At 69.0% G+C, this 17,219-nt stretch carries 18 protein-coding genes and 1 pseudogene; 3 read left to right on the forward strand and 16 right to left on the reverse strand.

The window, feature by feature from the left end:
• Positions 1–41: 41 nt before the first annotated feature.
• Genes VIM54_RS06275 through VIM54_RS06340 form a run of 14 tightly spaced genes read right to left on the reverse strand, consistent with a single transcriptional unit; the run spans position 42 to position 12,729 of the window.
• Positions 42–1,811 carry a sensor histidine kinase gene (locus tag VIM54_RS06275; protein ID WP_331899908.1) on the reverse strand — a complete coding sequence of 590 codons (1,770 nt, stop codon included), beginning with the start codon at positions 1,809–1,811 and terminating at the stop codon, positions 42–44.
• A gap of 21 nt (positions 1,812–1,832) precedes the next feature.
• Positions 1,833–2,234, reverse strand: a complete 402-nt coding sequence (locus tag VIM54_RS06280; RefSeq protein ID WP_331899909.1) for a response regulator transcription factor — start codon at positions 2,232–2,234, stop codon at positions 1,833–1,835.
• Complete coding sequence (locus tag VIM54_RS06285) at positions 2,219–2,599, reverse strand: response regulator (protein ID WP_331899910.1); 381 nt, start codon at positions 2,597–2,599, stop codon at positions 2,219–2,221. The genes VIM54_RS06280 and VIM54_RS06285 overlap by 16 nt, the downstream gene beginning before the upstream one ends.
• Positions 2,596–2,802 carry a hypothetical protein gene (locus VIM54_RS06290; protein ID WP_331899911.1) on the reverse strand — a complete coding sequence of 69 codons (207 nt, stop codon included), beginning with the start codon at positions 2,800–2,802 and terminating at the stop codon, positions 2,596–2,598. Before VIM54_RS06290 ends, VIM54_RS06285 begins: the two co-directional genes overlap by 4 nt.
• Positions 2,799–4,292 carry a glycosyltransferase gene (locus tag VIM54_RS06295; protein WP_331899927.1) on the reverse strand — a complete coding sequence of 498 codons (1,494 nt, stop codon included), beginning with the start codon at positions 4,290–4,292 and terminating at the stop codon, positions 2,799–2,801. The genes VIM54_RS06290 and VIM54_RS06295 overlap by 4 nt, the downstream gene beginning before the upstream one ends.
• Positions 4,293–4,305: 13 nt before the next feature.
• Positions 4,306–5,076, reverse strand: a complete 771-nt coding sequence (locus VIM54_RS06300) for a PHP domain-containing protein (protein WP_331899928.1) — start codon at positions 5,074–5,076, stop codon at positions 4,306–4,308.
• Positions 5,077–5,078: 2 nt separating this feature from the next.
• On the reverse strand, positions 5,079–6,065 hold the full coding sequence (locus tag VIM54_RS06305; RefSeq protein WP_331899912.1) for an ATP-grasp domain-containing protein: 987 nt from the start codon (positions 6,063–6,065) through the stop codon (positions 5,079–5,081).
• The gene (locus VIM54_RS06310; RefSeq protein WP_414673183.1) at positions 6,065–7,147 is read right to left on the reverse strand and encodes a response regulator; all 1,083 of its coding nucleotides are present in this window, start codon (positions 7,145–7,147) and stop codon (positions 6,065–6,067) included. Before VIM54_RS06310 ends, VIM54_RS06305 begins: the two co-directional genes overlap by 1 nt.
• A 48-nt stretch (positions 7,148–7,195) precedes the next feature.
• Positions 7,196–8,038: a carbon-nitrogen hydrolase family protein gene (locus VIM54_RS06315; RefSeq protein ID WP_331899914.1), complete on the reverse strand. Its 843-nt coding sequence runs from the start codon at positions 8,036–8,038 to the stop codon at positions 7,196–7,198.
• Between the two features lie 41 nt (positions 8,039–8,079).
• Positions 8,080–9,291, reverse strand: a complete 1,212-nt coding sequence (locus tag VIM54_RS06320) for an FAD/NAD(P)-binding oxidoreductase (RefSeq protein ID WP_331899915.1) — start codon at positions 9,289–9,291, stop codon at positions 8,080–8,082.
• Positions 9,291–9,482, reverse strand: a complete 192-nt coding sequence (locus VIM54_RS06325) for a ferredoxin (RefSeq protein WP_331899916.1) — start codon at positions 9,480–9,482, stop codon at positions 9,291–9,293. The genes VIM54_RS06320 and VIM54_RS06325 overlap by 1 nt, the downstream gene beginning before the upstream one ends.
• The gene (locus tag VIM54_RS06330) at positions 9,483–10,358 is read right to left on the reverse strand and encodes a fumarylacetoacetate hydrolase family protein (protein ID WP_331899917.1); all 876 of its coding nucleotides are present in this window, start codon (positions 10,356–10,358) and stop codon (positions 9,483–9,485) included. It lies immediately after the preceding gene.
• Complete coding sequence (locus VIM54_RS06335) at positions 10,351–11,262, reverse strand: catechol 1,2-dioxygenase (protein ID WP_331899918.1); 912 nt, start codon at positions 11,260–11,262, stop codon at positions 10,351–10,353. Before VIM54_RS06335 ends, VIM54_RS06330 begins: the two co-directional genes overlap by 8 nt.
• 3 nt (positions 11,263–11,265) lie before the next feature.
• Positions 11,266–12,729, reverse strand: a complete 1,464-nt coding sequence (locus VIM54_RS06340) for an aldehyde dehydrogenase (RefSeq protein WP_331899919.1) — start codon at positions 12,727–12,729, stop codon at positions 11,266–11,268.
• A 113-nt stretch (positions 12,730–12,842) separates the two neighbouring features.
• Between VIM54_RS06340 and VIM54_RS06345 the strand changes: the two genes are divergently transcribed.
• Complete coding sequence (locus VIM54_RS06345) at positions 12,843–13,535, forward strand: gamma-glutamyl-gamma-aminobutyrate hydrolase family protein (protein WP_331899920.1); 693 nt, start codon at positions 12,843–12,845, stop codon at positions 13,533–13,535.
• Positions 13,536–13,580: 45 nt separating this feature from the next.
• Here the strand turns inward: VIM54_RS06345 and VIM54_RS06350 are convergent, their stop codons facing one another.
• Positions 13,581–14,081: a MarR family winged helix-turn-helix transcriptional regulator gene (locus VIM54_RS06350; RefSeq protein ID WP_147782849.1), complete on the reverse strand. Its 501-nt coding sequence runs from the start codon at positions 14,079–14,081 to the stop codon at positions 13,581–13,583.
• A gap of 137 nt (positions 14,082–14,218) precedes the next feature.
• Between VIM54_RS06350 and VIM54_RS06355 the strand changes: the two genes are divergently transcribed.
• Complete coding sequence (locus VIM54_RS06355; protein WP_331899921.1) at positions 14,219–15,472, forward strand: cytochrome P450; 1,254 nt, start codon at positions 14,219–14,221, stop codon at positions 15,470–15,472.
• A 10-nt stretch (positions 15,473–15,482) separates the two neighbouring features.
• Positions 15,483–16,853, forward strand: a complete 1,371-nt coding sequence (locus tag VIM54_RS06360) for a pyridoxal phosphate-dependent decarboxylase family protein (protein WP_331899922.1) — start codon at positions 15,483–15,485, stop codon at positions 16,851–16,853.
• Here the strand turns inward: VIM54_RS06360 and VIM54_RS06365 are convergent.
• Positions 16,854–17,219 (reverse strand): annotated as a pseudogene (locus tag VIM54_RS06365) (aminotransferase); the annotation flags it as partial.

The raw sequence follows: 17,219 nt of genomic DNA on the forward strand, positions 1-17,219 counted from the left end.
CCGCCGCACCTCAAGGCCGCCGCGCCTCAGGCCGCCGCATCTTAGGCCGCATCGAGCAGCGGCTTCCTCGGCAACGGCAGCGACATGCTGAACAGCGTGCCGATGCCCTCCTGGCTCTCCACATCGAGCTCGCCCTCGTGGGCGGTGACGATCGCCTTGGTGATGGTGAGGCCGAGGCCCACCCCCGGGACCGCGTTTCGGGTGGCGGTGGATGCCCGAAAGAAGCGCGCGTATAGCTGGTCGAGCTCCGACGCCGGGATGCCCATGCCCGTGTCCCGAACGCTCACGATCGCGTCCTCGGCCGTGGAGCCGAGCGCGACGGTGACCGTCCCGCCCCTCGGCGTGAACTTGACGGCGTTGGAGATGAGGTTGTCGCAGGCCTGCCCGAGCCGCACCGAGTCGCCGCGCACGACGACGGGCTCACTCGGCAGTTCGATCAGGAGCTCGATTCCTGCCGCCGCGGCGACCGGCCTCGCCGACTGCACCGCGGCCGTGACCACATCGCTGAGGGCGACAGTGCCGAGGTCGAGCGGAAACCTGCCGGACGCGACCTGGGCCGTGAACAACAGGTCTCCCACCAGTCGAAGGAGCCGATGGGCGTTGCGCTCGGCGACCCCCAGGTACTGGAGCTGTTCGTCCGAGAGCGGCGAGTCGTCGTCGTCGCGCATCAGCTCGAGATAGCCCAGGATGGAGCTGAGCGGGGTGCGCAGCTCGTGGGAGATGAGGCCGACGAACTCGTCCTTGAGGCGCGCGACCTCGAGTGCCTGGGTGACATCCGTCGCGACGAAGATGTAGCCGATCGTCGCCCCCTCCTCGTCCACGCGAGGGGTGACGGCGACGCTGACGGAGAGCTCGGACCCGTCATGGCGCCGATAGGTCCAGTCCCGCACCTCGGCGCGACCGAGTCTGGCCGATTCCACTAGCGCGGAGAACCCGGGGTTGAGCACCGTCGCGCCCGGCGGATAGTTGAGTTCGCGCGAGCGGGCCTCGAGCTCGTGGGCGTCGTGGAACTCGAAGACGTAGCGCTTGCCCTGCGTCTCGTCGGCGGTGAGGCCGAGCATCACCGCCGCCCCTGGGTTCCACACGTCGATGAAACCGGTGAGGTCGGTGCCGATCACCGACTGCTCGGTGACCGCGTCCAGCACGCTCCGGGTGAGGCGGTCGGCCGCGTGCAGGCTCAACTCGTTCTCCTGCAGCTTGCCGGCGAACGACAGGGTCTCCTGCAGCATCCCCTCCCGCTCCTCAGCGAGCCTCGTGATCGACCACATCTGCTTTCTGCCCTGCCGGGAGAGTTCGTTCACGATCGCGGCGACAACGCCATAGACGAGGGGGGCGAACACCCCTCGAAGCCACTCACTCTGCGTCTCGGGGGCGCGCCAATAGAGCACGTACGGCAGCATGATGCTCGAGAATGTTCCCACCACCGCCACGAGCACCCACCGTCGACCGTTCTCGGAGGCGATCCACAGCACCGGCAGGATGAGCAGCGCGGAGAAGAGGGAGGTGGCCCCACCGGTGCCCGCGCGCAGAAGCGCGATGGCGAGCAGCGAGAACCCGGGCACGATGAGCGCCCACCGGGTGACCCGGCCGAGCCGGGTGAAGTATGCGGAGAGCAGCGTCGCCCCGACCATGACGACGCAGGCGGAGATGATCGCGGCCCGGCCGGTAACGACGATCGCCGGGGCGACGAACGAGAGAAGTGCCGCGACGGTGAAAACCACGGTCGTGGGGAACTGTTTGAGGGCCGGCGACGGGGTGTCGACCGAGAGCCGTTTCATGGCCGTGGCGTAGAGCCGCTTCACGCTCTTCATGCGATCACTCTCTTCATGCGATCAGTTGTCCTTGGTCATGAGGGCGGAGAGCGCGAGGGCGAGCTCCCTGGGGCTGAACGGCTTCACGAAGAAGTCGTCGGCGCCGGCCTCCGTGCCGGCCGCCCTCGACTGGTCGTCGACGGCGGCGGTGAGCAGAACCAGGTGGATGCCGTCGAGCGAGTCGTCGGCCCGGGCCAGGCGGCAGACCTCGAGACCGGTCAGGCCGGGCATCGACACGTCGAGCACCGCCAGATCGGGCCGGTGGGTCTGCAGGGCGTGCCACGCCGCTATACCGTCGGCGGCCGCCTCGACGAGCTCGAGGCCGGCCCGTTTCACCGCGATGGCGACGAGGGCGCGGATGTCCGGGTCGTCGTCCGCGATGACGACGCGCGCCGGACCCGACTCGTTCACTCTGCCGACCACTTCGGCACGAGGTCCCGAAGCACCTTGCGGATCTGCGCGCCGGTGAACGGCTTGGGCAGCACGGCATCGCTCGCCGGGTATTGGGAGGCGTCGAGCACGGAGCTCACGGCGATCATGCACTCCGGGCGGTCCGCCTTCATCCGTTCGGTGAGATCCCACCCGTTCATGCCGGGAAGCACCAGGTCGATCACGGCGAGATCCGGTGTCGAACGGCTATAGGACAGGATCGCCTCCTCGGCGGACGCGGCGACGGTCACGTCGCAGCCTGCCCGTTCGAAGTACCGGCGCAGGAGCGTTCGCTGGTCGTCGCTGTCGTCGACGATGAGCACCTTCACCTTCGTCTTGATCGCGGTGGGAATGCTCATACGAAGAAGACCTCTCGAAGCACGATGAGCGCCGCGACGACCGCGAGCGCCAGAATTGCCTTGGGGATGAGCCATCGTTCCGAGCGGCGATTCTGCTCGATTTCCTGCTGGAGAAAGGCGTCGCCCGGGTTGCGGGGGTCGGCGGGAACGATCGGCTCGGTGCGCCCGCGTCTGCCGTGCCCGCCGGTCGAATCCGTGGTCATGCGAGCACCCTCCCCGTCTTCTCCGTCTTGTCCCATCGGGCTTCGGCGTGCCTCAACTCCTTGATGTACGAGTCGAAGGTGATGGCGCAGAGGAGCGAGCCGTAGCCGACCAGGTAGATCAGCAGCGGCGAGAGGAATCGCCCGATCGGTGTCGGCTCGACCTTGCGGGCGAGCCACGCGCCGGCCATGGAGAACGGAATCCAGATGTAGATGGCCGCGGTGAGCCAGAAGAGACCGGTGGGCGTGACCGTGAGACCGAGAAGGGCCGGGATCTGCACCTCCACGAGCCGGGGGAAGAACGCCGTGAGCATGACGATCATCGAGATGATGCCCGGAAAGGTGAGCACCTCGCGCCAGGCGTTTCGCGCGAGCACGGAGTCGAGCTGCGCCCCGAGGGTGAGCGTGAACACGTAGGTGCAAGCGGCGGAAATCCAGAGCGCGCGGAAGACGATGGTGGCGAGGTCGCTGCCCAGCACGAGGAGGCCGAGCAGGCCGGCCGAGGACAGGATCATGGCCACGGGCAGGAGCCACAGGCTGAACCACACCACGCCGAAGGAGATCGTGCCGAGCTTGTGCTCGCGCGACGGCCTGAACCACACCCTCTTGTAGCGGGAGGTGACCGTGACGTTTCCGCGCGCCCAGCGCAGCCGCTGCTTCCAGAGCGCGTCGATGCTCCCCGGCTCCTCCGCGAGAACGACGGCGAGCGGCTCGAACACGACGGTTCGGCCGCGCAGCTGCGTCTCGAAGGTGGTGATGGTGTCCTCCGCGAGGGAGGACGTGTCGATCTGGCCGCCGATCGCGAGCAGGTTCTCCCGCGAGTGCAGTTGCGCCCCGCCCGCGAGGCAGGCCTGCGCGCCGAGCACGTTCTGCGCGCGACGCGCAGCCGGCTGCGAGAGCACGTACTCGAGGCCGATGAACCTGGTGAGGTAGTTCTTGTCTGCGCTGCCCTCGCGGATGTATGCGGACACCGCGCCGACCCTCGGGTCGGCGAGATGCCGCGTCATGCGCCGAAGCGAGTCCGGCAGGTAGATCACGTCGGCGTCCATGATGAGCAAGGCCTGCATCCAGTCGTCTTCGAGGATCACGCGGATGCCGTGGTTGAGCGTGTGCGCCTTGCCCTCCCCGCCCTTCTCCCGTCGCAGGTGCACGACGGAGCCCGGATATTGCTCGGCCTTGGCGCGAACCACCCGCGGGGTCTCGTCGGTGCTCGCGTCATCCACCACGTAGACGCGAAGCGACTCCCGTGGGTATTCGAGTGCCATGAGCCGATCGATCGAGGCTCCGATGACCGCGCCCTCGTTCCAGGCCGGCACGACAATCGCGACGCGAGGCAGGTACGGGGCCGCCTTGCCGTAGTGGTTCTTGACGGCGTGCAGCGGGATGGCGAGAAACGAGTACGCGGCGGCGAGCACGGGAAGCGCGCCCGTCGCGACGAGCACGAGCAGCACGACCTCGAGCGTGCGCAGACCGATGGTCGCCCAGTCGTTCATGATGCCCATCCGTTCATGATGATTGTGCCTCTCGGAGGAGTGCGACGACCCTGTCGTAGCGTCCGACATCGCTCGCGACGTGGCTGTCGGTGGAGGCGACGAGACGCGCGCCGGCCGCGCGGGCGGCGCGGATCGCGCGGGGGCCGGGACAGGACCACTTCTCGTTGATCTCGATGATGGTGCCGGTGTCGGCGGCCGCGGAGGCCCACGCCGCGAGGTGCTCGTCGCCGAGGTCGTCCTCGCTCAGGCCGATCTTCGGCAGGATCGAGAAGCAGTGGGCGAGCTGCGCGAACGGCACGCGGGCCATCGCCGAGACGAGGGCGCCCACGAGCAGGTCGACGGCGTCCCCGGTCGACAGCCCGGCATCCAACCGCTCCCTCGTCGCCCGCGGGGACCACGGGCCGTCCGTTCCCGGAAACTGGTGATCGGCGATGAGCACGGTGTCGATGCCGCCCGGTCCGAAGACGAGGTCGCCCGGGATGTCCAGGGTGCCCGCGCTGTCGAGGATCTTCGCCTCGACGCCGGTGTGCACGATGAGACCGGGCGGCACGGCCTCCGCCGCGACAGCGGCCACGAACTCGGGCACCCAGGTGGTGGACTGGCGAACGTGGTCGACGAGCCGAAGCTCGGCGAGGCCGCGAGCGGCGGCCGCGGCGATGTTCTCGCCGAGTGTCGCCACCGCGTCATCCGAAAACGTGGAGTGCACGTGGAAGTCCCCCAGCAGTTGCGGGAACTCGAGCAGTTGGGGGAACTCGAGCGGTTGGGGGAACTCGGTGGAGCCCATCGTCACTCCGCATCGTCGTGAGCGGCGTTGTCCGAGTGCAGGATCTCGGACGGATCGACGAACACATCCTCGAGGTACCGCACGTTCGCGATCTCCGCGAAGTCGACGCGCGACGGCAGCTCGAGTCCGAGCGCGAGGTCGAGGGCCAGCGACGGCATGTCGACGCCGGCGGCGATCGTGAGCGGCATTGCCCCCGGGAAGCGAGGGTTCACCTCGAGGAGCGCGGCGACGCCGTGGACGTTGTAGCGCAACTGCACATTGGCGACGCCGACGAGCCCGATTGCGGTCGCCACGGCGGTCGCGGTGGCCTCGAGCTCGGCGCTGCGCACCGTTCGGCCGGCGATCGAGACCCCGGAGTCCACGCGGGTGCGGGTGCGTGGAACCGCGGCGATCACCGTGCCGCTCGCGTCGGCGAACACGTCGACGGAGAACTCATCGCCGGGCAGCAGCTCCTGGGCGATGAGGCTGTCGTCGGAGCCGAGAGCATCGAGACCGGCGCGGTCGTGCACGAGGCGCACCCCGCGCGAACCGGCCCCACGGCGGGGCTTGACGATGATCGGGAAGGCCCAGTCCTCGCTCGCGCTCGACTCGCCCACGAGCCGGGTCACCGGCACCGGGGCGCTCGTGCCGACGCGCTCGGCGAGCGCGAACTTGTCGAGGGTGGCCTCGAGGGTGTCGAGCGACGGCGCGGCGAGGGCGGTGCGGCCGAGCTCGATCCGTCGTGCGGCGAGGGACGGGAGCTCGGAGTCGACGGTGGAGAACAGCACGTCGATCTCGTCCGCCGCGCAGAGCGCGATCACGGCGTCGACGAAGATGGCATCCAGCCCGCGCGGAACGATGCGACGGCGGTCGGGTTGCACGAGGTAGAGCCCGCTCGCCCAGCCGTCCATGTCGGCGGCGAAGACGTCGACGTCGCCGCGACGCAGCAGCGAACGGATGACCGCGACCCCGGCCGGTCCCCCCGATCCGGTCACGAGAACACGCACCATCACACCACGGTCTCGCCGCGACCCTGCCGCGACTTCTCCACGCGCACGGCGGCGGCGATGTCGCCTCGGGAGACCGACACATCCGCGGAGTCCCGAACGATTTCGAGCGGTTCGCAGTTGAGCCCGGTGCCGTAGCGCGACCAGTAGCGTGCCGTCGCGAGCACGAAGCCGGGCTCCAGGTAGTCGCGGATGCCGGCCTGCGAGGCGAAGCAGCCCAGCAGCCGGAGCTTGGTCTCGGTGAACCCGTCGATCGTCACGAAGCGGTTCGGCCGGAAGTCGACCGTGGCCGACGGACTCTGGTAGCAGGCCACCGTGCGCACGGCCCGAGTGGCGACGAGCGTGGCGTCGTGCACCGCGCGATGGTCCTGGTGACGGTCGTGATTGCTGTGGGTGTAAACGATCGTCGGCGACATCTCGCATACCACTCGCTCGATGATGCCGACCGTGGGGTCGGAGCTCACGATTTGGGTGTCGATGAGGTCCTCGAGAAAGAGCCGAGCGCCGATGAGCTCCGCCGCGGCGAGCGATTCGTCCTGGCGGTGATCCGCCTCTCCCCCGCGCGCCCCACGGGAGAGCGTGAGGATCGTGACGGAGTCGCCGGCCGCACGGTGGGCGGCGAGGATTCCGCCGACCCCGATCTCGACGTCGTCCGGATGAGCGCCGATCGCCAGCACGACCTCGCGGTGCGGTAGGGCCGCCCTGGCCCGTCTGGACTCCTCGGCGAGCCTCGTGACGACCGAGATGAGGTCGGCGGAGGACACCGGTTTGGTGAGGAATTCGTCGGCCTGGCTGCGCAGGGCGGCGACCGCGTAGTCGATCGAGACGTGCGCCGTCATGACGACGACGGGCGTGCCCGGCCGTTCTGCGCGGATCTGATCGAGCAGGTCGAGGCCGGTCAGTCCTGGCATCTCGATGTCGGTGATCACGACATCCGGCTCGAAGGAGGCGAGCGCTGCACGCGCGAGGGTGGGGTCGGGAATCACGGTGACGATGCAGCCGCGTTTCTCGAGAACCGTGCGCGTGTAGAAGGCCACGTCCGGGTCATCTTCGACAACCAAGACGCGGTAATGCTGATCCACCATTGAATTCCCCCGAAAGAATTTGGCTCCAGTGTATGCGGAGCGGGCCTTTTACAGCGGATGCACGCCGAAACGTCGCATCCGGAGCGCCGGATTGATCTCGCGCACCGAGACGATCCGGGAGCCGGCGAGCCAGGCCACCGCCACCGAGGTCTCCTCGCCGAGGGTCGCGAGCTCGACTCCCATCGGGTCGACGATCATGCTGTTGCCCGCGCCGATGGGCGGGGCCTGGTCGGCGGCCGCCACGAAGATGGTGTTCTCCAGCGCCCGGGCGGTAACGAGGGTGCGCCAGTGCTGTTCCTTGAGCGGACCGCGCACCCACTCGCTCGGTACGACCACGAGGTCGGCGCCCGCGTCGACGAGGCGTCGGGTGACCTCGGGAAACCGGAGGTCGTAGCAGGTCTGGATGCCGACCGTGAAGCCGGCGAGAGGGAAGGTCTCCGGCGCCTCGATGTCGCCCGGTCTCACCCATTCGCTCTCCCGCTGCCCGAACGCGTCGTAGAGGTGGATCTTGCGATAGGCCGCCACGATCGCTCCGGCCGGACCCACCGCCACGACGGTGTTCGAGAACCGGTCGCCCGCCGGGGTCGACTCGAGCATCCCGGCGACCAGGTGCACTCCGAGCACCTTCGCGATCGCCTCGAGCCCGGCCACGAACGGGCCGTCGAGCGGCTCCGCGGCGGCGAGCGAGTGGGCGCCCAGCTCCGGAGTGAAGTACGACGAGTACTCGGGGAAGACGACGAGCGAGGCCCCGCGCTCCACCGCCAGGGTCGCGAGGTCTCGGATGCTGGCGAGGTTGTGCGTCGTGTCGGCACCCGGGGCGAACTGAGCCACTGCGACGCCCACGCTCGAGTCGCCGCTGGTGCCCACGCTGGAGCCGCCGGATTCGGTCATGCCGCCAGCCTAGAGCCACGCATCGGTCTGCCCCGCGCTGGTCAGCCGATCCCTGCCGCAATCTGCTCCCGGTAGGGCAGCAGCGCCGACTTGAGGCCGAGCCCGACCACCGCGACCAGCCGCTCGGCGCGAAAGTAGCCGACGATCACGTCGGACGCGATGTCGCCGGCGAGGATGCGGATGCCGTCGGGGTCGGCGAGGCCCGGGAGGCCGTAGGCCTGCAGGCTCACCTCGAACTGGTTGGACCAGAACGCGGGCATCGGGGTGAACCGCTGGGCGGCGACCTCCGCGTACGAACCGTCGTCGGCGAGCCACGCACCGAGCACCGCCCCGGCCCGCTTGCCGGTGTCGGTGGGGATGTTCCAGTGCTCGACCCGGCGCGGGACGTCGTCGAACATCAGGTTGGGGAAGCGCGCAATATCGCCGACCACGTAGACGTCGTCGTGCACCCGCCCGTCGACCGAGATCGCGCGCATGGCCGGGTCGGCGAGCACCCCGTCACTCAGGTCGAGATCGGTGGAGTCGAGCCAGGCGGTATTGCAGTCGGAGCCGATCGCCTCCACGAGCACATCCGCCGGCAGGATCTCCCCGTCGTCGAGCACGACCTCGTCGAGCCGGTTGCCGCCGTCGAGCTGCCCGATAGTCCTGCCGAGCCGGAAGCGCACACCGTGTGCCTCGTGGCGCCTGCGCAGCTCGGTGGCGAGCAGACGCCCGAGCGGGCGCACGATCGGTTCGGCGCTCGGCGAGACCACCGTCACCTCGCAGCCGAGCTTGCGCGCGGTCGCGGCCACCTCGCAGCCGATGAAGCCGGAGCCGGCGAGCACGACGCGCGCGCCTGGCACGAGTTCGCCGCGCAGGGCCATGGCGTCGTCAAGGGTGCGCACCGAGTGCCGTCCGGCGATCGGCGGGAGAGGCAGCCGGCGGGGGCGCAGGCCCGTCGCGATCACGAGAGCGCGCCACGGGAGCACGGTGCCGTCGTCCGTGACGATGGTGTGTGCGTCGAGATCGACGGAGGTGACCCGGGTTCCGAGCATCCAGTGCACGTCGGCGGTGGCCGCGCGTGCCGGAAAGGCGACGGCCTCGTGGCTCACGCCGGTGGAGAGCACGTCCTTCGAGAGCGGCGGCCGGTTGTACGGGGCGTGCACCTCGTCGCCGATCACCGTGAGCGCGCCCGCGTAGCCGGCCCGGCGAAGGGCCTCCGCGGTGCGGAGTCCCCCCATCGCGGCGCCGACGATGACGACGGCCGCGGGCACTATTCCACGATCCGAATGGCCTGCATCGGGCAAACGTCCACGGCGGATTCGACGTTGTCGCGCTCGGAGTCGTCGGCCTCTGCCAGGTATTCGAGCTTGTCGTCATCGTTGAGGTGGAACACGTTCGGCGCCTCGAAGACGCACTGCCCGTAGTTCTGGCAGAGGGCCATGTCGACCTGGATCTTTATCAACTACTTCTCCTCCACGGTGGATGGGTACAGGTCTTTTGATGGCGTGCGGATGCCGCGGAACTCCCAGTCGCCGCCGAGCGCGGTCGAGATGACCTCTTCGCTCTCGGTCGGCTGGGCGCCGACGTCGGTGCGGATCGGGGTGGGGCCTTCGACGATGGTATTGATCAGGCGGCCGAGGCCCTCCACCTCTACCTCCACGACGTCTCCGGGTTCGACGGGCCGCGAGAACGCCGGCGTGCCGCTGAACAGGATGTCGCCGGGGCTCAGCGTGATGGTGCGGGCGATGTCGGCGACGAGGTAGTTCATGTCCCACTCCATGTTGGCGGTGTTGTCGTCCTGTTTCACCACCCCGTTCACGATCGTGCGGATCTGCTTGCCGCGGAAGTCCCAGTCGGTGACGAGGCCGGGGCCGACGGGGGCGAGCGTGTCGCTGCCCTTCACCCGCAGCATCGATCCGGCATCCGTATCCCGAAAGTCGTGCAGGCCGAAGTCGTTGCCGATCGTGTAGCCGGCGATGTAGCCGCCGGCGTCCTGCGGCGACACGTTGCGGCAGGTGCGACCGATCACGATCACGATCTCGCCCTCGAAATTGAGCCACTTGCAGCCGAGCGGGCGAACCACCGAACCCCGGTGGCTGTTGAGCGCCGTGATCGGCTTGTGAAAGTAGGTGGGCGCCGAGGGGAGCTTCGTCATGAACTCGTCGGTGCGGCTCGCGTAGTTGAGATGCACCGCGATGATCTTGGACGGCTCGGTCGGCGGCAGGTGGATGGCCTCATCGACCCCCACCTCCCGGCCGTCGGCGGCGACGAGGGCGTCGCCGTGGCGCACGGTCTGCGTGGCGACGCCGTCCAGCAGGATGCGACGGTACTCAGTCACGCGACAGCGTCAGATCTTTGGCTCTCGGGAATCCGCCAACCGGTTTGGGGAACCAGACGTGCACCTGGCCGGTGCCGATCGAGTTTTCGTATTCGCTGTACAGCACGCCGGGGGCGGTGCAGTTCTCTTCGCCGATCGCGCCGGCGGCGAGCAGCCAGTGCCCGAACATGCCCTCCGGCCGCACCGTGTGGAAGGCCGGCATGGTCTCGAGCACCTTCGCGTGGTCGCCAGCGGTGAACCAGTCGAGACGCTCGTGGTCTGCCGCTCGGGCCGCCTCCGAGAAGATGTGGCTCGGGTCGGCCATCTCGTGCTTGCGCAACTCGCGCAGCTTGTAGAAGGTGTGGGACAGCGCGCCGGAGGCGAGCAGAATCACCCGGCGGTCGCTCTTCGCGATTGCCTCGCCGATCGCGCGGCCGGCGCGGAGGAAGTCGTCATCGGTGGCCGTCTGACAGAGGCTCACGCTGACCCACCTCTTGTCGGGGAGCCCCTCACCGAGGTACTTCCAGAGGTTGATGGTGGCGTACATCACCGGCAGGTCCGGGTCGTCGATCGGGGTGATCCAGGTGCCGTTCTTCTCGGCCTGGGCGGCGATGAGCTCGGCGAGCTGCGGGTCGCCGAGGTAATCGAATGGCACGCCCTGCATTCCTCGCGGCAGTTCCTCCGAGGTGAATTTTCCGCTGCGCCGTTCATGCGAGGTCACCACGAACTCGACGGTCGTTGCCCAGTGGCTGTCGAGCACGATCACGGTGTCATAGTCGTCGGACTCGAAGACGTCCCTTCGCAGCTTCTCCAGCCCGGAAACGAGCGTCGAGTCCTTGCCCTCGTTCAGCTCCATGCGCGTCTCTTTCGGCAGCATGATGGTTGGTACGTGAGCGATCAGGCCCACACCGACTACTTCGCCCATGAGCTATTCCTTCCATCCGTTGGGAGCGACGACCGTGTTCTTCACGTCCGCGTAGAAATCGAAAGACCAGGTGCCGCCCTCGCGACCGACCCCGGACTTCTTCGAGCCGCCGAAGGGCGCCCGGAGGTCGCGCACGAAGAAGCAGTTGACCCAGATCGTGCCGGCGACGAGCCGGGCGGTGATCGCCTCGGCGTGGCTCCGGTCGCCGGAGACGACGACCGCGGCGAGGCCGAACTCGGTGCCGTTCGCGAGGGCGAGCGCCTCATCGTCGGTCGCGAAGGTCTGCATGGTGAGCACGGGGCCGAAGACTTCCTGCGTGACGATCTCGCTGCCCGGCGTGGGGTCGTAGACGAGTGTCGGCGAGAAGTAGAGGCCGCCGAGCTCGGTGTTCGGGCCGCCGCCCATGGCGATGGTCGCGCCCTCCGCGCGGGCGCGGTCGACGAAGCCCTTGACTCGCGCGAAGTGCGCCTCGTGCACCTGCGGGCCGATGTCGGTCTGCGGATCCCGTGGGTCGCCCTGTCGCATCGCCGCTGCCTTGCGGCGGAACGCCTCGGTGAACTCGGCCTCGATGCTCTCGTGCACGAGGATGCGGGTACCGGAGAGGCAGACCTGGCCGGCGTTGTCGTACTGCTCGATCGCAAGCCCTGCCGCCAGCTCGAGGTCGGCGTCGGCGAGCACGATGAACGGGCTCTTGCCGCCCAGTTCGAAGCTGCAGGGGGTGAGGTTGTCGGCCGCGGCCCGCGCGATCGACTTGGCGGTCGGCACCGACCCGGTGAACGAGATGCGACTGAGCCTGGGATGCGCCACGAGCGCCGCCCCAGCCTCGCGCCCGATCCCCTGCACGACGTTGAATGCGCCATCCGGAAGTCCCGCCCGCTTGGTGATGTCGGCGAGGAGCGATGCGGTGAGCGGCGTCCACTCGGCCGGTTTGAGCACGACGGTGTCACCGGCGGCGAGGGCCGGGGCGATCCGCCAGGTGGCGAGCATGAGCGGCGCGTTCCAGGGGGTGATGATGCCGGCGACGCCGGACGGGTCCCACGAGACGTGGTTGACGTGGCCGCGCGTCTCGAAGTCCGGGTGGTCGAGGTGGTTGACCAGCCAATCGGCGAAGAAGCGGAAGTTGTGCGCGACCCGCGGCATCACTCCCCGCAGGTGGCTGCGCAGGAGCGCCCCGTTGTCCATCGTCTCGACGGTCGCGAGAGAGTCCACGCTCTCCTCGACGAGGTCGGCGATGCGGTTGAGGATCGCGGCGCGTTCCGCCGGCGGCATCCCCGACCACACCGGGAAGGCCTTTCGCGCGGCCTCGACCGCGAGGTCCACCTCGACGGCGCCGCCGCGGGCGATCTCGCCGAGAAACGTCCCGTCGATCGGAGAGGTGTTGGTGAAGGTCGACACCGAGGCGACGCGTTCGCCGCCGATGTAGTGTCTCGTGTCGACAGCCGTGCCTGCCACGTCAACGCTGGTCATGCGCACTTCCCGTCTCGAATGGCTCGCCGTTAAATCATTCGGATGCTAATGAGTTACCCTACAGAATAGCCATTGGCTCTACAACTCCCCGTTCCGAACCCGGGAAAGACATCGTGGTCACTTCGCAGCGTCCCAGAATCGCCGTCCTCGGCCGATTCGCCGCCAGCACGTCGGCCCTGCGCCACGGCGCCGTAGTCAACGCCCGCGCCCTGCTCGAGGCGGTGTGGGCCGCCGGCGGCGAACCCCTCACCCTCCTGCCGGTCGCAGGCAGCGACTGGGCGAGCCGCCTCGACGGCTTCGGCGGCATCCTCCTGCCCGGTGGCGGCGACCTCTCCCCCGCCAGCTACGGTCGGGCCGTCGCCTCCGAGAACGTCTACGACGTGGACGAGGTGCAGGATGCCGCGGATCTGGAGAGCGCGCGCTTCGCCCTGCAGGCAGGCCTGCCGCTGCTCGCCGTCTGCCGCGGGCTGCACGTCGTCAACGTCGTGCGCGGCGGGACCCTCGTGCAGGACCTTCCCCGGCACCACCGCAACCACGTGCACGACGTGCGCTTCGAGCAACGCGAGCACCTGTTCGGCCTGAGTTCCCCGGTCGTGCGCGCGTCCTGCTACCACCATCAGGCGCTCGATCACCTCGGCGACGGCATCGAGGTGGTCGCGCGGTCGACGGACGGCATCCCGGAAGCCGCGGTGATCGACGCCTCGGGCTGGGCCGTCGGCGTGCAGTGGCATCCGGAGGACACCGCGGCGACGGACCCGGCCCAGGCGGCGATCTTCGCCGAACTGGTCGCGCGGTCCCGTCGCTGATCCCGGGCGCCATTCCTGCGGGCATCTGCGAGGCTAGTTAGCTAGCTAGTCCCGCTTCTCCACGTGCACCGTCACGAGGCGCAGCATCTCGGCGAACTCGTCACGCTTGGCCGGGTCGATCGGGCTCGACACGTGCTGCTCCTGCAGGTTGAAGTCGGGAAAGAGCTGCGTCATGAGTTCGCGCCCGGCGTCGGTCATGCGCACGAGAACGAGCCGGCCGTCCGCCTGGCTGCGCTCGCGCGCGAGCCAGCCGCGCCCCTCGAGGGTGGACAGCACCCCGGTGAGAGTCGCCTTGGAGAAGCCGCCCTCAAGCGCGATCTGGCGGGTCTCGATCGGCTCCCAGATCCAGGTGACCCAGAGCACGACGAACGCGGTCCAGGAGAGGTTGTTCTCGGAGAGCACCGTGCGTTCGAGGTGATTGCGCACCGCGTTTGCCGCACGGAACAGGTTGGAGGCGACGGCCATCGCCGAGTAGTCCAACGGGAGCTTTCCTAGGCGCGCCTCGACCTGTCGCTCCGTCTCGACCAGCGTGTGTGGACCGGTCATGGATTCTCCTTCGGGAAGCGCGGTGGATTCACTCTAAACGACGGCCGTCGCCGGGTTCGAGACGACGGGGAACTCTCGCGCGGCTACTGCCTCAGGTGTAGGTTGTTCGCATCCAAACAATATCCCTGGAGGATGAGTTGACTTCACTGGCGAATGTCACCCTGGCCGACCTCGACCTCTTCGAGCACGGCCAGCCCTGGGCCGTCTTCGACGAGTTGCGCGCGAAGGCTCCCGTGCACTGGGACGAGGAGGAGGCCCCCAACCACGGGTTCTGGTCCCTCACCCGTTATCACGACATCGTCGGGGTGCTGCGGGACACCGAGACCTTCTCGAGCGAACGCGGAACGGTGAACCTCGAGGAACTCGACGCAGACCAGATCGAGGCCCGCAAGTCGATGCTCGAGACCGACGGCGTGCGCCATCGCGCGCTGCGCAGGCTCATGCAGGGCGAGTTCACCCCCAAGGCCGTGGCCGGCTACGAGACCTTCCTGCGCGGGCTCACCGCGACGACGCTCGACACCGCCTTCGCCAAGGGCGAGTTCGACTTCGTCGCCGACGTCGCAGCCGACTTTCCCATCCGCGTGCTCGCGCGAATGCTGGACGTGCCGGACACCGACATCCACAAGCTCATCGACTGGGGCAACCGCATGGTCGGCAACACCGACCCCGAGCACGCCGACGTGCTCTCCACCTCGGCGGAGAGCGAGGAGTACCGACTACTTCCGTTCCGCTCCCCCGCCGCCCAGGAGGTGTTCGACTACGGCAACGAGCTCGCCAGGCAGCGCCGGGGCAAGAACGGAACCGACCTCGTGTCCCGGCTCGTCAACGAGACCCCGTCGGATGGCATCCCGCTCTCGCAGCGCGACTTCAACAGCTACTTCCTGCTGCTGGTGGTGGCCGGGAACGAGACGACGCGGCACACCATCACGCACTCGATGAACTACCTCATGCAGAACCCGGACCAGATGGCCCTGCTGCAGGAGCGCCCGGAGCTCATCCCGTGGGCGGTCGAGGAGTTCCTGCGCCTGGCGAGCCCGGTCTATCACTTCCGGCGCACCGCCACCCGCGACACCGAGATCAACGGGCAGGCGATCAAGGAGGGCGACAAGGTCGTCACCTGGTTCGCCGCCGGCAACCGCGATCCGGAGGTCTTCGACGACCCGTACCGCATGGATGTGACCCGCAACCCGAACGAACACATGTCGTTCGGTCGGGGCGGCCCGCACATGTGCCTGGGCAACGCGCTGGCGCGCCTCGAGATCCGCATCATGTACGAAGACCTGCTCGGTCGGGTGCACAGCATGGAGCAGATCGGCGAGCTGTCCCGGCTGCGCAGCAACTTCGTCAACGGCATCAAGCGCTTCCCCGTTCGGGTCGAGTTGGCCAAGTAGGCTCCCCGGCATGACGAAACCGCACCTGCACGCCGAGCCGTATCCGATCTGGGGCGACGAGTCGGCGGTCGTGGAACTCGCCGTCGACTGGTCGGCGAGGCGTGTGGTGCGCCACACCGACCCGCTCTCCACCGCGCGGCCGGCGTCGGCTCTGGCCGCGGATGCCGGACCCACGATCACGCCGTCCGGCATCGGCGGCGCCGAGGCGCTGCGGGTGTTCGACACCGTGCTCGAACCGGCGACCCGTTCCCAGGACGACCCGCTCAACCTCGCATACATCGCGGCTGCACCCACCCGCGCCGCCATCGCCTTCGACCTCGTGACGAGCGCGGCGAACATCTTCGGCGGCCTCTGGGAGGCCGGTGCCGGCGCGATCTACGCCGAGAACGAGGCGCTCGCCTGGATCGTCGGACTGCTCGGCTGGCCGGCGACCGCCGGCGGCTGCTTCGTCTCCGGCGGCACCTCCGGCAATCTCTCCGCGCTCATGACCGCGCGGGAGACCGCGCGCACGAGGCGCGGCGGCCGGCCGGCCGACGGCTGGCAGCTCGCCTGCAGCTCGAACGCGCACTCCTCGATCCACTCGGCGGCGCGAGCCCTCGACGTGGACATCGTCGACATAGCGGTCGACGGCCGCGGCCACCTCACCGGCGCGGCCCTCCGCGCCGTGCTCGAGCGCTCGCCCAACGTCTTCGCCGTCGTCGCCTCGGCCGGCACGACCAACGAGGGTGTCGTGGACGACCTCGAGGACATCGCCGACGTGTGCGAGGAGTTCGGGGTCTGGATGCACGTCGACGGCGCGTACGGCGGGGCCGGCCTCGCCGCACCGAGCGTTCGCGACCTCTTCGCGGGCATCGAGAGGGCGGACAGCTTCATCGTCGACCCGCACAAGTGGCTGTTCGCGCCCTACGACTGCTGCGCGCTGCTCTACCGCGATCCGCAGCTCGCCAGGGCCACCCACGCCCAGCACGCGAGCTACCTCGACCACGTCGACCGCGAGGTCTGGAACCCCAGCGAGCTCGCGCTGCACCTCTCCCGCCGCGCGCGCGGCCTCCCGTTCTGGTTCAGCCTCGCAACGCACGGCACCGACCGGTACCGGGATGCCGTCGAGGCGTCCCTCACGACGTCCAGGGTCGTCGCCGACGCGATCCGGTCATCCGATCACCTGCGTCTCGTTCGGGAGCCCGAGCTGTCCGTACTGCTCTTCGAGCGCGTCGGCTGGACCCAGGCACAGTACCTCGAGTGGTCGAACGCCGCGGCGCACGACGGGGTGATCCTCTGCGTGCCCACCACCTGGCGCGGGCGCAGCGTCCTGCGGCTCGCGTTCGTGAACCCGGCGACCGAGGCGCAGCGGGTGATCGACGTGCTCGAGACCCTGCGCTAGCTAGGCCTCCGGCCCCTCAGCGGGCGGCTGGAGCCGCGCGATCCGCTCGACGAAGGCGTCGACCAGGGCGTGCGAACGCGCGGTCGCCGCGTGCTCCTCGGCTCGGGTGTGCTCGAGCAGGGCGACGGGGTCCTGGCCGTCGGCGATCACCTGCTCGGCCCCGCCCTGGGCCAGCCAGCCGTCGAGGGTCGCCGCGGTGAGTTCCGGGTGGAACTGCACGGCGAGACTCCGACCGACCACGAAGGCCTGGGAGGCGACCGAGTTGCGCGCGATCTCGGTCGCGCCGACCGGCAGCGTCCACCGGTCGTAGTGAAACTGGAACCAGGGGCCGCTCGACACGACGGACGCATCGTCGGTGTGGATGGG

This window comes from Lacisediminihabitans sp. (genome assembly GCF_036569425.1).
GTDB lineage: Bacteria > Actinomycetota > Actinomycetes > Actinomycetales > Microbacteriaceae > Lacisediminihabitans.